15 protein-coding genes and 1 riboswitch are annotated in these 15076 nt (G+C 36.0%); of the genes, 11 read left to right on the top strand and 4 right to left on the bottom strand.

The genetic code is table 11. The annotated features are described in order from the left end of the window. Nucleotides 1-68: 68 nt before the first annotated feature. Entirely contained in the window at nucleotides 69-2774 is a 2706-nt protein-coding gene (gene mgtA / locus AC1Q51_RS07980) for a magnesium-translocating P-type ATPase (RefSeq protein ID WP_000482681.1), read from the bottom strand. A gap of 335 nt (nucleotides 2775-3109) precedes the next feature. Further along, a riboswitch (M-box (ykoK) riboswitch) is annotated at nucleotides 3110-3277 on the bottom strand. 168 nt (nucleotides 3278-3445) lie between these two features. Between mgtA and AC1Q51_RS07975 the strand changes: the two genes are divergently transcribed. After that, on the top strand, nucleotides 3446-3985 hold the full coding sequence (locus AC1Q51_RS07975) for a hypothetical protein (RefSeq protein ID WP_090977103.1): 540 nt from the start codon (nucleotides 3446-3448) through the stop codon (nucleotides 3983-3985). A gap of 34 nt (nucleotides 3986-4019) precedes the next feature. On the opposite strand, the gene AC1Q51_RS07970 is transcribed toward AC1Q51_RS07975, so the two are convergent. After that, nucleotides 4020-4271: a DUF3932 family protein gene (locus tag AC1Q51_RS07970; RefSeq protein ID WP_000665709.1), complete on the bottom strand. Its 252-nt coding sequence runs from the start codon at nucleotides 4269-4271 to the stop codon at nucleotides 4020-4022. A 189-nt stretch (nucleotides 4272-4460) separates the two neighbouring features. On the opposite strand from AC1Q51_RS07970, the gene rnz reads away from it, so the two are divergent. The 4 genes from rnz to sdaAA all read left to right on the top strand — a co-directional run bounded on the left by rnz (nucleotide 4461) and on the right by sdaAA (nucleotide 7611). Beyond that, on the top strand, nucleotides 4461-5384 hold the full coding sequence (gene rnz / locus AC1Q51_RS07965; RefSeq protein WP_090977105.1) for a ribonuclease Z: 924 nt from the start codon (nucleotides 4461-4463) through the stop codon (nucleotides 5382-5384). 476 nt (nucleotides 5385-5860) lie between these two features. Then, nucleotides 5861-6007, top strand: coding sequence for a hypothetical protein (locus AC1Q51_RS07960; RefSeq protein WP_000699983.1), 147 nt, complete (start codon nucleotides 5861-5863; stop codon nucleotides 6005-6007). Nucleotides 6008-6054: 47 nt separating this feature from the next. Continuing rightward, nucleotides 6055-6714, top strand: coding sequence for an L-serine ammonia-lyase, iron-sulfur-dependent subunit beta (sdaAB, locus tag AC1Q51_RS07955; protein WP_000877449.1), 660 nt, complete (start codon nucleotides 6055-6057; stop codon nucleotides 6712-6714). An 18-nt stretch (nucleotides 6715-6732) separates the two neighbouring features. Beyond that, nucleotides 6733-7611, top strand: a complete 879-nt coding sequence (gene sdaAA / locus AC1Q51_RS07950; RefSeq protein WP_000489461.1) for an L-serine ammonia-lyase, iron-sulfur-dependent, subunit alpha — start codon at nucleotides 6733-6735, stop codon at nucleotides 7609-7611. A 46-nt stretch (nucleotides 7612-7657) separates the two neighbouring features. Here the strand turns inward: sdaAA and proI are convergent, their stop codons facing one another. Beyond that, nucleotides 7658-8497: a pyrroline-5-carboxylate reductase ProI gene (gene proI, locus AC1Q51_RS07945; protein WP_053563686.1), complete on the bottom strand. Its 840-nt coding sequence runs from the start codon at nucleotides 8495-8497 to the stop codon at nucleotides 7658-7660. Between the two features lie 165 nt (nucleotides 8498-8662). Here proI and AC1Q51_RS07940 point away from each other — a divergent pair, with 165 nt between their 5' ends. Together AC1Q51_RS07940 and AC1Q51_RS07935 are read left to right on the top strand one after the other, a co-directional pair. Beyond that, a complete protein-coding gene (locus tag AC1Q51_RS07940; RefSeq protein WP_000125135.1) occupies nucleotides 8663-9616 on the top strand; it encodes an MBL fold metallo-hydrolase in 954 nt (317 codons plus the stop codon). Between the two features lie 9 nt (nucleotides 9617-9625). Beyond that, on the top strand, nucleotides 9626-10420 hold the full coding sequence (locus AC1Q51_RS07935) for an SDR family NAD(P)-dependent oxidoreductase (protein ID WP_000147794.1): 795 nt from the start codon (nucleotides 9626-9628) through the stop codon (nucleotides 10418-10420). Between the two features lie 29 nt (nucleotides 10421-10449). Here the strand turns inward: AC1Q51_RS07935 and AC1Q51_RS07930 are convergent, their stop codons facing one another. Continuing rightward, nucleotides 10450-10638, bottom strand: a complete 189-nt coding sequence (locus tag AC1Q51_RS07930) for a YqzH family protein (protein ID WP_001003222.1) — start codon at nucleotides 10636-10638, stop codon at nucleotides 10450-10452. A 224-nt stretch (nucleotides 10639-10862) separates the two neighbouring features. Here AC1Q51_RS07930 and argC point away from each other — a divergent pair, with 224 nt between their 5' ends. The 4 genes from argC to argD are packed head-to-tail and all read left to right on the top strand — an operon-like array spanning nucleotide 10863 to nucleotide 15070. After that, complete coding sequence (gene argC, locus AC1Q51_RS07925) at nucleotides 10863-11900, top strand: N-acetyl-gamma-glutamyl-phosphate reductase (protein ID WP_098235771.1); 1038 nt, start codon at nucleotides 10863-10865, stop codon at nucleotides 11898-11900. A gap of 10 nt (nucleotides 11901-11910) precedes the next feature. Beyond that, a complete protein-coding gene (argJ, locus tag AC1Q51_RS07920; protein ID WP_157812383.1) occupies nucleotides 11911-13134 on the top strand; it encodes a bifunctional glutamate N-acetyltransferase/amino-acid acetyltransferase ArgJ in 1224 nt (407 codons plus the stop codon). 11 nt (nucleotides 13135-13145) lie between these two features. Beyond that, nucleotides 13146-13913, top strand: coding sequence for an acetylglutamate kinase (argB, locus tag AC1Q51_RS07915; RefSeq protein ID WP_001286796.1), 768 nt, complete (start codon nucleotides 13146-13148; stop codon nucleotides 13911-13913). Beyond that, nucleotides 13910-15070, top strand: a complete 1161-nt coding sequence (gene argD, locus AC1Q51_RS07910; protein ID WP_000200552.1) for an acetylornithine transaminase — start codon at nucleotides 13910-13912, stop codon at nucleotides 15068-15070. The genes argB and argD overlap by 4 nt, the downstream gene beginning before the upstream one ends. Nucleotides 15071-15076: the final 6 nt, after the last annotated feature.

The following is a 15076-nucleotide window of genomic DNA, read 5'->3' as shown; positions in this document are numbered from 1 at the left end:
TCACCTCCATATATAAATATGTGTTATGTCTTTTAGAATGAGCGGGGAATACCCACTCATTCTTATTTTTACAACCAGCTATGAAACTTTTTAATATAAAGCTTTTTCAGGAATTGTGTTAAAAAAGCGTAGCCTAATAGTATTCCTACTAACCAAGGGAAGTAGCTAAGTGGCAATGCTTGTAAACCAACGGCTGCACCAAGTGGTGAGAATGGAATATAAATCCCGATTGCCATAATAAGAGCGGTTAATAAAACGACGGGTGTTGATGCAGTGCTTTGAATAAATGGAATCTTCTGTGTTCGTATCATGTGAACAATTAAAGTTTGAGTTAACAATCCAACCACAAACCAACCGGACTGGAATAATGATTGCTCGCTCGGTGTATTTGCGCCAAATACATTCCACATGACTACGTATGTGATAATATCAAATATGGAACTAATTGGGCCGATACAAATAATGAAGTTTCGTAAGTTTGCAGTATCCCATTTTCGGGGTTTTTCTAGAAACTCTTTATCCATTTTGTCCCATGGAATAGAAAGTTGTGAAATATCATAAAGTAAGTTTTGAATTAAAAGATGAATGGCAAGCATCGGTAAAAAAGGAATGAAAGCACTTGCTACTAACACGCTAAACACATTACCGAAGTTAGAGCTAGCTGTCATCTTAATATATTTTAAAATATTTCCGAATGTAGTACGTCCTTCTACAATCCCGGCTTCTAATATAGTTAAACTTTTTTCGAGTAGAATAATATCAGAAGCTTCTTTCGCAATATCAGTAGCAGTATCAACAGATATTCCGACATCAGCTTCACGTAATGCTACAGCATCGTTAATGCCGTCTCCCATGTAACCTACAGTGTGTCTGTTTCCTTGTAATGCGTGTATAATGCGAGATTTTTGCATTGGATTAAGCTTCGCAAATACAGTCGTTTCTTCAGCAAGTTTTGCTAATGCTTTATCTGGTAAAGAATCAATCTCGTAACCGAGGATTGGTTCGCCGATATCTAATCCAACTTCTTTACAAACTTTTCGTGTAACAATTTCGTTATCGCCAGTTAAAATTTTTACTTGTACACCATGCTTTTGTAATGCTTGAATTGCAGCTGCTGCAGATGGTTTCGGTGGATCTAAAAAGCCGATATATCCAGCGAGAATCATATCAGTTTCGTCTTTTACTGCGTACTCTTTATCATTTATGTTTCTATCTTTTTTATAAGCCACAGCAATAACCCGCATACCTTCACTATTCAATGTCTCGCTTAGTTTTTTGACATTTGAGCGTATTTCCTCAGTGAGTGTAACGATTTTTTTATCCACTTCAGTGTAGTTGCAAATTGATAAAATTTCTTCTACGGCACCTTTACAAACCATTGTATGTTCACCTGAAATATCTTTTACGATGACTGACATACGCCGGCGGGCGAAATCGAATGGAATTTCATCTAGCTTTTGAAAAGCTGATGGGTCAAATGTATTGTTTTCCTCTGTATGCTTAATAACAGCTTTATCTATTAAGTTTTTCAATCCAGTTTGATAGAAACTATTTAAATAGGCAAATTGCAAGACACGATTGCATTTATTTCCACTAGAATCTAAGTGACGAACAAGGACAACTTTATCTTCTGTTAAAGTTCCGGTTTTATCTGTACAAAGAATGTTCATAGCACCTAAGTTTTGAATAGAATTTAGCTGTTTTACAATTACTTTTTGTTTAGACATGTTAACGGCACCTTTAGCTAAATTAGCAGTTACAATCATTGGTAACATTTCAGGTGTAAGACCAACAGCAACGGCAATAGCGAAGAAGAAAGCTTCTTGCCAATCTCCCTTTGTGAATCCGTTAATGAGAAGGACGATAGGCGCCATAATAAGCATGAATGTAATTAAGAGCCAGCTTACTTTGTTTACACCTTTATCAAAGCTTGTTTCTACACGCTTTCCGATTACCTTATTTGCTAAAGAGCCGAAATACGTATCGGTACTTGTTGAGATGACAACAGCTTTTGCGCTACCACTTACAATATTTGTTCCCATGAAGCAAAGGTTTTCCATATCGAGTGGATTGTAATTTTTTTTCATGTTTTTCGGTAAGATATGCTTATTTTCTGTATGGTAGCAGTGTTCGTATTTTTCTATAGGAAGTGCTTCCCCTGTCAAAGAAGATTGATTAACAAATAAATCTTTAGCGGATACAACACGCACATCAGCTGGAACGATATCACCAGCTGAAAGGGAAATAATATCGCCAGGTACAAGCTCTTCAATTGGAATTTCTGTTGTGTAATTTCGATTTAAATTCGTTACATTTTTTGTTTCATGTACAAATCCATTTATTCTAAATACGCTCGCAGTTGTTCGAACCATAGCCTTTAACTTATCGGCAGCTTTTTGAGAACGAAATTCTTGGGAAAACCGAATCGTTGCACTAAGTAGTACCATTGCAGATACGACAATTGTTCCTTGTATGTCATCTGTGAAAAAGGAAAGTGCTCCAAGAGCTAATAAAACGAAAATAAATGGATTTTTAAATGCCAGCAGAAATTGAATGTACCACGGCGCCATTTTATTATGAGCTATTTCGTTCGGACCGTATAAAGAAAGTCTACGAGCCACTTCTTGTTTAGATAATCCATCTTGTGTTGTTTCTAGAAGTTTTAACGCAGAGATTACATCTTGTGTTGCAACCTCCACTAATAATTCGTTATTTGTTTTCATGCTATCTTGCTCATAAGCATGCTTTGTTTCTTGTCTTTGTAAATTAAACATCGGTAGTTCCTCCTCTGTCATGAAGGAGGAAACAATCTGTTACCTAACTAACTATTTGAAATGGTGAGGAACAGTTTCTTTCCTACCTACATGATGAAATATGAATGTAAAACGTATGGGTATCTGGGCCGAATCATCAATTGCCAACTGTTCCTCACCTCCGTACAATTTAGTAGTTTCTGAATATGCTATGTTTGTTTCATAGTAAGGTGCATATAGACGTAAAAAGACCTTTACTCAAAACGAGTAAAGGTCTGAATTCGCAGTTAAAAGAGTCCACAACAAAGACTGCTAGTAGACATAAATAAAAACAGTTTTTGTGTATGACAAAATACATGCACCTCTCCCTCGTTGAGTTTTAGCACTGTATAGCATAGGTACTGAAACCAGCTACGTTAAAAAAGGCCTTCATTCCGACCTTTCCTGTTGACCCATTGGCGTCTCTCGACATTTTTGGGCAGCAGCGTTTCTCTATACAGGAGCCTCACCTAACAGAGACCATATTCAATTACATGTTGAATGTTAGCACTGTAAAATCGTAGTGTCAATATCTTTTTTATCTGTGTTTTTAAAATATTAAATGGATTTATAATAGATATATGGGATGAAATACATGATATTAATTATAAATAATGTGGAAAATAAATATTTTTATAAAAGGGGAATTTGTAATGGTACCACAAAATTTTATTATAAATATTGAGAATCAAAAGTGGTTGTTTAATGAGCAGGAAGATTTATGTTCTCACGGGGAAATTTATTTAAATGTGGATGGAACGATTATTACACAAACAGGTATGGATGAGGAATGGGGAATAAGTGAATCAGCTTTAGCTCTGTTACGAACTTTAGATAAAGAATATATTTGTGATATTGAAAATGAAGAGGGGCTTATTTTGCATGGATGTGGCACTATGCTCATGTTAGGATGCCCAATTTCAATTCATTGGACTATAAACCATATAGGTGAAAATGTGGTTTTAAAGGATTTTGTCAAAGTTATTTCTACTGATCAAAAGGCTATATACTATGAAGGGCTTCATATAGAAGTAAATGAAAATGAATATAGAAAACAAATTCTTTCTTTTGCACTACAAGCAAAAGAATTATTCAATAAATCAAATGAAAAGATAATTTTAGATGAGTTTGATCAAAGTATGTATACAGACTTTTGGACGGAATATAATCATTTGCTAAATAAGTATAAATAAAAAAGCACTGTAACCAGTGCTTTTTTATTATAGATTACGAGATTGTAGGGTTTTCAAAAATAACAATCTCTGAACTGTTTGTAGTTGAAACGCGTTGGGCGTAATATGTTAAAGCTGAAGAAATATATGCTGGTAACGTATCATTTGTATGTGATGTTGTATATTCATGGATTAATTCCTTTAAAGTTGTCCATTCTAATTGTGCTGGGTGATCAGACACGAAAGAACTTACCCAGCGATCAAATGAAGATGAAAAATCAGTTTGTAAACGAAATACTTCTTTCATAATAAAACGCTCCCTTAAAATGTAGTATAATCATTTTAACACAAAACACGAACGATCGCTAAATTTTTTGAGTATAACGTTCGTGCTATATAGTTGTCTAGATGATTGGTTATGTAAATTCAATTTGCCATTTGAAATAACATTCCGTAAGATGAGAGATAGAGTATATTTAGAGCTGGAGGAAAGAAAGTGGAATTTGTATTTTTAGGAACTGGTGCAGGTGTTCCTTCAAAAGGAAGGAACGTTTCAGCAATTGCTTTACAATTGTTAGAAGAACGAGGACAAACTTGGTTATTTGATTGTGGCGAGGCCACGCAACATCAAATATTACATACATCTGTACGTCCGCGCCGCATTGAAAAAATATTTATTACGCATTTACATGGCGATCATATTTTTGGATTGCCTGGTTTATTAGGTAGCCGTTCATTTCAAGGAGGAACTACGCCTTTAACGGTGTATGGACCGAAAGGAATTAAACAATTTATTGAAGTGGCATTATCGGTAAGTACGACACATGTGAAATATCCACTTGAAGTTGTGGAGATAACAGAAGAAGGTACCGTATTTGAAGATAATGAATTTTATGTAGAAACGAAAAGATTGTCACACGGTATAGAATGTTTTGGATATCGTATTGTAGAGAAAGATATACAAGGTGCTCTTTTAGTTAATAAGTTGCTTGAGATGGGTGTGAAACCAGGTCCAATCTTTAAACGTTTAAAGGATGGAGAAGTAGTTGAATTAGAGGATGGCACGATATTAAATGGAAATGAGTTTATCGGCCCACCTCAAAAAGGAAGAATTATTACTATCTTAGGTGATACGCGATATTGCGAAGCGAGTAGGGAGCTTGCGCAAGATGCAGATGTACTTGTCCATGAAGCGACTTTCGCAGCAGAAGATGAGCAACAAGCGCATGATTATTTTCATTCCACATCTAAGCAAGCTGCGAGCATTGCACTTCAGGCAAATGCGAAGCGATTAATCTTAACTCACATTAGTTCTCGCTATCAAGGAGATACATATAAGGAATTATTGAAAGAGGCAAGAGAGTTGTTTGCTAATACAGAAATAGCGACAGATTTGAAATCATTCCCAGTAGAAAAATAATAATTTTGTAAAAAATGGTAACGATGGGTTACCATTTTTTTATGTCTAAAAAAATTTAAAAATAAAACTGTTATTATTTTATACTTATACTTGGATGATACAGAAAATTAGAATGGTTTGAATATATACGATAAAAATACGAAATAATGATTATTTAGAAAAACTGTTATATAAGTCAGATGACATACAAGTGATACAAATAGCAGGAATGGACTTTTATTCAGAACTTTTAAAATTCAACAAAAGTAAGCGTTTTATAAAAAACAAGCTATAATGAGGGCAGATTATAATTTATGATAAGTCACATGCTTTTTAGTTATTATCGTAACAAGTGAAGTTGACTAAACCATGAGAGAGTAACATGAGAATTATAATAGGAAAGATATCGCTTGTTTATGCTATCCTTGCAATGGCTTCTGTGTTAAACTTTGGATTGCTACCAGACTTTATTGTGGATTATCTTATATCATTTTTTAATGAAAATAATGCTAAGATTCTTATGTATTATTATAACTGGTATTATTTCAGGTTATATTGGATTACTTTTATTTAAAAATTATCCAATTCATACAGCAGAACAAATTCGTGGTACAACTGGAAAAGCGACAGATGTAGCAGGTTAATAGAATAGTAGAATAAATTTTTGCATAGAGGTTTAGGGGGAGTTATGATGAAGTATCGCTCAGTATTTGATATTATCGGTCCAGTTATGATTGGACCATCAAGTTCACATACAGCAGGCGCGGCAAGAATGGGGCAAGTTGCTCGCCAGCTGTTTCGTCATGAACCAGAAAGAGTAAGCATTTCGTTATATGGATCATTTGCAAAGACGTATCGAGGGCATGGTACGGATGTAGCACTAATCGGTGGAATATTAGGATTTGAAACAGATGACTTACGTATTCCAGAGGCGCTAGAAATAGCAAAAGAGCGCGGAATTGAAGTGGAATTCATTGAAGAAGATGCCAATGCACCTCACCCAAATACAGCGAAAATTCGTTTGTATAAAGGTGAAGAAGAAATTGAAGTTGTTGCTTGCTCAATTGGTGGCGGTAAAATTGAAGTTGTAGAATTAAACGGATTCGATCTTCAATTATCAGGCACAAGTCCAGCACTACTTATTGTAAATAACGATCGCTTTGGTGCTATTGCAGCAGTAGCTTCAATCCTTGCTACAAACGAGATTAACATTAGTACAATGAGTGTTTCTCGTAAAGAAAAAGGAAGAAGAGCGCTTATGGTTATTGAAACAGATGAATTATTAGCAGATGAAGTGATTGAAGAAATAAAAGCGCAACAAAATATTTGTCAAGTAACTATTATGGATTAATTGCAGGGGGGACACACCATGTTTCGGAACGCAGCGGAACTAGTGGCGCAAGCTAAAGAACAAAATGTAAAAATCGCAGAAATTATGATTCAATGTGAAATGGAAACAAGAAGTATTTCACGTGAAGAAGTAATTGCTGGTATGGAAAAGAACTTAGTCGTGATGGAACAAGCAGTAGAACGTGGTATTCGCGGCGTGAAATCACCAACTGGTTTAACTGGTGGAGATGCTGTAAAAGTTCAAGCGTATATGAAGAGTGGAAAAGGCTTATCTGGAGATACGATTTTGGATGCAGTAAGCAAAGCTGTTGCAACAAATGAAGTAAACGCAGCGATGGGAATTATTTGTGCAACACCAACAGCAGGGTCTGCTGGAACAGTGCCAGGTGTACTATTTGCGCTAAGAGAAAAATTGCAGCCTACACGTGAAGAAATGATTGAATTCTTATTTACAGCAGGAGCTTTCGGTATGGTTGTTGCGAATAATGCTTGTATTTCTGGTGCTGCAGGAGGATGCCAAGCTGAAGTTGGTTCAGCAAGTGGAATGGCGGCTGCAGCTGCAGTTGAGATGGCTGGTGGAACACAAGATCAAGCAGCTACAGCGATGGCAATTTCATTAAAGAACATGCTTGGTTTAGTGTGTGATCCTGTTGCAGGACTTGTAGAAGTACCTTGTGTAAAACGTAATGCAGCAGGAGCTGCAAATGCGATGATTTCAGCAGATTTAGCATTAGCTGGTGTAACGAGTACAATTCCATGTGATGAAGTAATTGAGGCAATGTTTAGAATCGGACAAACGATGCCAGTAGCACTTCGTGAAACAGCGGAAGGTGGACTTGCAGCAACGCCGACTGGTCGTCGCCTGCAAGAAGAGATTTTTGGGAAGAACAATAACTAAGTGTAATTATAGAAAAAGGAGCTCAAATAAACTTGAGCTCCTTTTTTTATTTTTCTTTTGTTAGTTGTTCTAATGTTTTTCCAAGATTATGTGATCGTTCCGTTGCCTGTGTAATACAAGAAATAAGTGCTTGTTGAAATTTATGTTCTTGTAATACTTCAATACCTGCTTCGGTAGTTCCGCCAGGAGAAGTAATTTCCTTTCGCAAAATAGAAGGGTGTTTGTCACTTGCTTTTAGCATTTCAGCAGCACCAATCATCGTTTGAAGAATAAGTGATTTTGCAACATCTTCTTTTAAACCAATTTTTTTTGCAGCTTCTTCCATAGCTTCCACTACGTAATAAATATAAGCAGGTCCACTTCCGGATAATGCAGTGACAGCATGCATATCTTCTTCCTCTACAACAGAGACGAGACCAATCGTTTCAAATAAAGATGTTGCAGTGCGAATATGTTCCGCTGTTGCATGTTTCGAAGGGGAGATAGCGGTAGCTGATTTTAAAATGGCTGCGGATGTATTTGGCATTGCACGAATAATTGGAACGTCTTTTTGAAGTAGTTTTCTAATTGAGTGAGTAGAAACACCTGCTAGTAATGAAATAATAAGCACGTTATTATTTATGTATTCTTTAAAAGGGATAAGCGCCTCTGCAACATCCTTTGGTTTCATTGCTAGAAAAAGAATATTTGCATCAGTAAGTAATTCTTTTTTATTATGAGTACCTTTGACACCGTATTTTTTATGTAGCTCTTGTAATCTTGTCTCGTTAGAACGATTACTTACAGTAATTTGTTCACCTTTAACAACATTTGCATGTAACAAGCCACCAATAATAGCTTCAGCAATAGAGCCTGCACCGAGAAAGGAAATGTTTTGAATAGACATGATGTTCCTCCTTTAATTTTGGTTAGAAATTCTTATAAATGTACATACATTCGTTTTTTTATAGGAAACACCTCTTTTTATCTGAAAATAATGACAAATATATATAGAAGTTGTAAACTGAAGAAGTATTCATTTTTGAACCGGAAAGAGACAGGGGGGCTAAGCATGACGGCGATTCACCGAATGGAGATTCCTGTACCATTTGCAGTGGAAACTGTGAATGTGTTTTTAGTTGAGGGGGAGACATTAACATTAATTGATACAGGGACGAATACAGAAGAGGCAAGAAATGCGTTAGAAAGTCAATTAGGTACATTAGGACATACGATAGAAGATATTGAAACAGTAGTCATTACGCATCATCATGCAGATCATTGTGGACTTTTAAATATATTTTCTGAGAAGACGAATATTATTGGACATCCTTGGAATGAGCCTTGGATCACACAAAATCCAGAGTTTTTAAAGCGGTATCATGAATTTTTTAGAGAGACGGCCTTACAGTTTGGTGTGCCAGTAGCATTTTTGAAAGACGAGTCGTTATTGACGACGAGGACACTTAAATATTCTTGTAATAGATCGTTAACGCATACTGTGAGAGAAGGAGATCGTATTAATTCTTTGCCTGGATTTACAGTGCTTGAAACACCAGGTCATGCTTCTACTCATATTTCTTTATATAGAGAATCTGATGGAATATTAATTGGTGGAGATGCTCTCATTAGTCATATTTCTTCGAATCCAATACTAGAACCACCATATGAAGGGCAAACAGAACGGGCACGCCCATTACTACAATATAATCAAACATTACAGCGTTTAAGCGAAATGAATATTTCACGCATTTTATCAGGGCATGGGGAAGATGTTCTAAATGTGAAACAACTTATTGAAACGAGATTACAAAAGCAAGAAACACGTGCTTTTAAAGTACTTGAGTTATTAAAGGAAAAACCAATGACAGCATTTGAAGTATGTGTAAAACTATTTCCGGTATTATATAAAGAACAATTACCACTTACTATTTCAGAAACGGTTGGACAATTGGACTATTTAGCATATAATCAACAAGTGATGATTGATGAGTCATCGCAACAATTGATTTATTATGCAAAGTAGGTGACAGCAATGACAGGACGTTTACAAAATAAAGTAATCGTCATTACAGGTGCTTCTAGTGGGATTGGTGAGCAAGTTGCAATGCAAGTTGCAGCACAGGGAGCGACTCCAGTATTAATGGCTCGAACAGAAGAGAAACTACAAGCGTTAGTAGACAAAATTAAAGAAACTTATAATACGCCTTGCTATTATTATGTATTAGATGTAAGTGAAGAGATGGAAGTACAGTCTGTTTTTTCAAAGGTATTACAAGAAGTGGGACGTATTGATATATTAGTAAACAATGCGGGATTTGGTATTTTTAAAACGTTTGAAGATGCGTCAATGGGTGAAGTAAAAGATATGTTCCAAGTAAATGTATTTGGATTAGTAGCATGTACGAAAGCGGTACTACCTTATATGGTAAACAAGAATGAAGGGCATATTATTAATATTGCTTCACTTGCTGGAAAAATTGCAACTCCGAAATCGAGTGCTTATGCAGCAACGAAACATGCCGTATTAGGATTTACGAATAGTTTACGCATGGAATTAGCGAATACAGATATTTATGTTACAGCAATTAATCCAGGTCCGATAGATACAAACTTTTTTGAAATAGCGGATCAATCTGGTACATATGTAAAGAATATGGGACGTTACATGTTAAAACCAACATACGTAGCAGAACAAATCGTAAAGTCGATGCACACGAAAAAACGTGAAGTAAACTTACCGAAGTGGATGGGAATTGGCCCGAAACTTTATGCTTTATTCCCAGGTTTATTTGAACGTGTAGCAGGTAAATCATTAAGTAAAAAATAGGAGATTTCCATATGGAAATCTCCTATTTTTTATTGTTTTCCAGTTACATAATCATAAACAATATCCTCAATTTCCTCGTATAAATCAATTTCAATATTTGAATGAGTCACCGTTTGAATATGTTTCACTAGCATTTCCTGATCTTCTTTTGATATTGGACTGCATTGATATTGTTGAAAACTTTTTATAATCATTTTCTCAATTAATTTTTCGTTCATATTTTTCCCCGCCTGTATGTACGTATGTATTGTTTTATTGTACTTGAAGTGAAATAAAAAAACTACTATGCACTATTTTTGTATAAAAATTCGGTTGAGTATATTATTTTTCTAATAAAATTAAGTTTTTTTAGATTTAAAAATTTATAAATATTTAATTGACTCTATAAATATACAATATTATAATCATACTTAATTTAAAGAATCGATATGAGGAGGAACTTATGAAAGTCGCAATTATTGGAGCCACTGGATATGGGGGCATTGAGTTAATTCGTTTATTAGAACAACATCCATATTTTTCGATAGCATCTCTCCATTCTTTTTCACAAGTTGGTGAGTGTATAACAAATGTATATCCGCATCTTCGAAATGTCCTTTTTCATACGTTACAAGAAATTGATGTGGAGACGATAGGAAAAGAAGCAGAAATCGTATTTCTAGCAACCCCAGCAGGAGTATCGGCGGAGTTAACTCCCAAGTTATTAGCAGAAGGTTTAAAAGTAATTGACCTATCTGGAGACTTTCGTATGATAGATCCTTCGTCATATGAACTGTGGTATAAAAGGCCAGCAGCGAAAGAAGAAATTCTTAGAAAAGCAGTGTATGGGTTAAGTGAATGGAAAAGGACTGGGATTCAAAAGGCAAATTTAATTGCAAACCCAGGATGTTTTGCTACAGCCACATTGCTAGCGATAGCGCCGTTAATACGTAGTAGCATGATTGAAGAAGATTCGATTATTATTGATGCGAAATCAGGGGTATCAGGAGCAGGAAAAACACCAACAACAATGACTCATTTTCCTGAGCTATACGATAATTTACATATCTATAAAGTAAACCAGCATCAGCACGTTCCAGAGATTGAGCAAATGCTTACAGAATGGAATAGTGAATCACAGCCAATTACATTTAGCACACATTTAATACCGATATCACGAGGAATTATGATTACACTTTATGCAAAAGTAAAACAAAAGATGGAAATAAAGCAACTTCAAAAATTGTATGAAGAAACGTATGAACAATCGCCTTTCATCCGAATTTGTACGCAAGGGAAATTTCCAAGTCCAAAAGAAGTGAGAGGCTCAAATTATTGTGATATTGGCATAGCTTACGATGAAAGAACTGAAAGAGTTACGGTCGTTTCTGTTATAGACAATATGATGAAAGGCGCGGCTGGGCAAGCGATTCAAAATGCAAACATAATAGCGGGACTAGAAGAGACAACAGGTTTACAACATATGCCGCTTTATCTATAAGGGGGACATGATGATTAAAGTAGCGTCTATTACAAAATTAGAAAATGGTTCAATTGTAAAGCCGAAAGGCTTTTCGGCAATTGGTACTGTAAATGGTCTGAAAAAGGAGAAAAAGGATTTAGGGGCAATCGTTTGTGACGTACCAGCATCATGTGCCGCTGTGTATACAATGAATCAAATACAAGCAGCCCCTTTGCAAGTAACGAAGGATAGTATAACGGCAGAAGGGAAGTTACAAGCAATTATCGTTAATAGTGGAAATGCAAATGCTTGTACTGGAATGCAAGGATTACAAGACGCATACGAGATGCGCGCGTTAGGGGCGGAACATTTTGGAGTGAAAGAAAATTACGTTGCAGTAGCTTCAACAGGTGTAATTGGTGTTCCGCTGCCGATGGATATAATCCGAAAGGGGATTGCAACTCTTATACCGACGAAGGAAGAAAGTGAAGCATATTCTTTTTCTGAAGCAATTTTAACGACGGATCTTATCACGAAAGAAACTTGCTATGAAATGATTATTGATGGGAAGAAAGTGGCGATTGCGGGTGTTGCAAAAGGTTCAGGGATGATTCATCCGAATATGGCAACGATGCTTAGTTTTATTACGACAGATGCTCATATAGAGCGTGACGTATTGCAAACAGCATTATCCCAAATTACGAATCATACATTTAATCAAATTACGGTAGATGGAGATACTTCTACGAATGATATGGTCATCGTTATGGCAAGTGGATTATCAGAAACAAGCCCGATAAATATGGAACATACAGATTGGGAAACTTTCGTATGTACTTTACAGAAGGTATGTGAAGATTTAGCAAAAAAAATTGCGCAAGATGGTGAAGGCGCTACGAAGTTAATAGAAGTAAATGTGCTAGGAGCTCAAACGAATGAAGAGGCAAAAAAAATTGCAAAGCAAATAGTCGGTTCGAGTCTTGTGAAAACAGCAATACATGGTGAAGACCCAAACTGGGGGCGAATTATTAGCAGTATTGGACAAAGTGAAGTAGTTATTAATCCGAACACAATTGACATTACTCTTCAATCTATATCGGTATTAAAAAATAGTGAGCCTCAAATATTTTCTGAAGAAGAAATGAAAGAGAGATTACAAGAAGATGAAATAGTCATTAATGTGTACTTACACTTAGGTGAAGAGACAGGATCAGCTTGGGGCTGTGACTTAAGCTATGAATATGTGAAAATAAATGCTTGTTATCGTACATAAGGAGAGAGAAGATGAGCGATTATATTGTAGTGAAATGCGGCGGTAGTATGTTGAATCAATTAAATGATGTGTTTTTTGAATGTATAAAGAAATTGCAACAGAAGTATAAAGTAGTGATTGTTCATGGTGGTGGACCAGAAATTGATGCCAAATTAAAAGATTGTAACATCAACGTAGAAAAAAGAGATGGATTACGGATAACACCAAAAGAAGTTATGGATGTTGTTCAAATGGTGCTATGCGGAAGTACGAATAAAAAATTCGTAATGAATTTACAAAAGCATAATTTACTTGCTGTAGGTTGTTCAGGGTGTGACGGCAATTTACTTCAAGTTCAACCTGTCAGCGAGGAGATAGGATATGTGGGAGAAGTAAGTTATGTAGAAACAGCCTTATTAAAAGGATTAATAAATATGGGGTATATTCCTGTTATTGCTCCAATCGGGGTAAATGGTAATGAAATTTATAACATAAATGCGGACAATGCTGCAGCTGGGATTGCGGCCGCGTTAGGGGCAAAAGAGCTGATTTTTATTACGGATGTAGATGGAATATTACATGAAGGGAATTTGGTAAAGGAAACGGATGAATCTGAAATTGCTACTTTTATAGAAACAGGTGTTATTACAGGTGGGATGATTCCGAAAGTACAGGCGGCACTAGCATCATTAAAAATGGGAGTGCAAAAGATAAGTATTGTGAATGGTACAAAAGATTTTACTGAGGTTACGGGAGAGTGTATTGGAACGACGGTAACGAAAGGGGTGAGTATTGCATGACGAGTCATCTTTTTCAAACGTATGGCAGAAGAACTATTGAGTTTGTAAAGGGAACTGGAACGAAAGTTATTGATAATAACGGTAAGGAATATTTAGATTTCACATCAGGAATTGGCGTATGTAATTTAGGACATTGTCACCCTACTGTTCTCAAAGGTGTACAAGAGCAACTTGATGATATATGGCATATATCTAACCTGTTTACAAACAGCTTACAAGAAGAAGTTGCGTCATTATTAACAGAAAATAGAGCATTAGATTATGTGTTTTTCTGTAATAGTGGGGCAGAGGCAAATGAAGCGGCTTTAAAGTTAGCACGTAAGCATACTGGAAAATCTCTCGTCGTAACATGCCAGCAGTCTTTTCACGGTAGAACATTTGGAACGATGAGTGCAACAGGCCAAGATAAGGTAAAAGAAGGATTTGGTCCATTACTTCCATCTTTTTTACATATCCCTTTTAACGATATTAAAGCATTAGAGGAAGTAATGAATGAAGAAGTTGCGGCGGTAATGGTAGAAGTAGTTCAAGGAGAGGGAGGAGTAATACCTGCTGATCTATCTTTTTTGAAAGAGATTGAAACATTATGTAATAAGTTTGGTTCCTTATTTATTATAGACGAAGTACAAACGGGGATAGGAAGAACTGGAACACTATTTGCTTATGAACAAGTGGGAATAGAGCCTGATATCGTTACCGTTGCAAAGGCACTTGGGAATGGGATTCCTGTCGGAGCGATGATTGGCGGGAAAGAGCTCGGAACGTCGTTTACTGCAGGATCACACGGTTCAACTTTTGGCGGGAATTACATCGCGATGGCTGCAGCGAAAGAAGTATTGCAAGTGAGTAAAAAACCATCGTTTTTAAAAGAAGTACAAGAAAAAGGCGAGTACGTATTAGAGAAGTTGCAAGAGGAATTACAGCATGTCGAATGTATTCAAAATATACGTGGTAAGGGGCTTATGATTGGGATTGAGTGTAAGCATGAAGTTGCAAGTTTTATAGAACAACTAGAAAACGAAGGACTTCTCGTATTACAAGCAGGCCCTAATGTTATAAGACTATTACCGCCACTCATTGTCACGAATGAAGAGTTAGAACAGGCAGTATATATAATAAAAAAAGTAGTTTGTACAAAAAACGTATCAATCATATAAGGGGGA

Source organism: Bacillus sp. MT94, from assembly GCF_058792475.1.
This window is presented reverse-complemented; position numbering and strand designations above follow the sequence as displayed.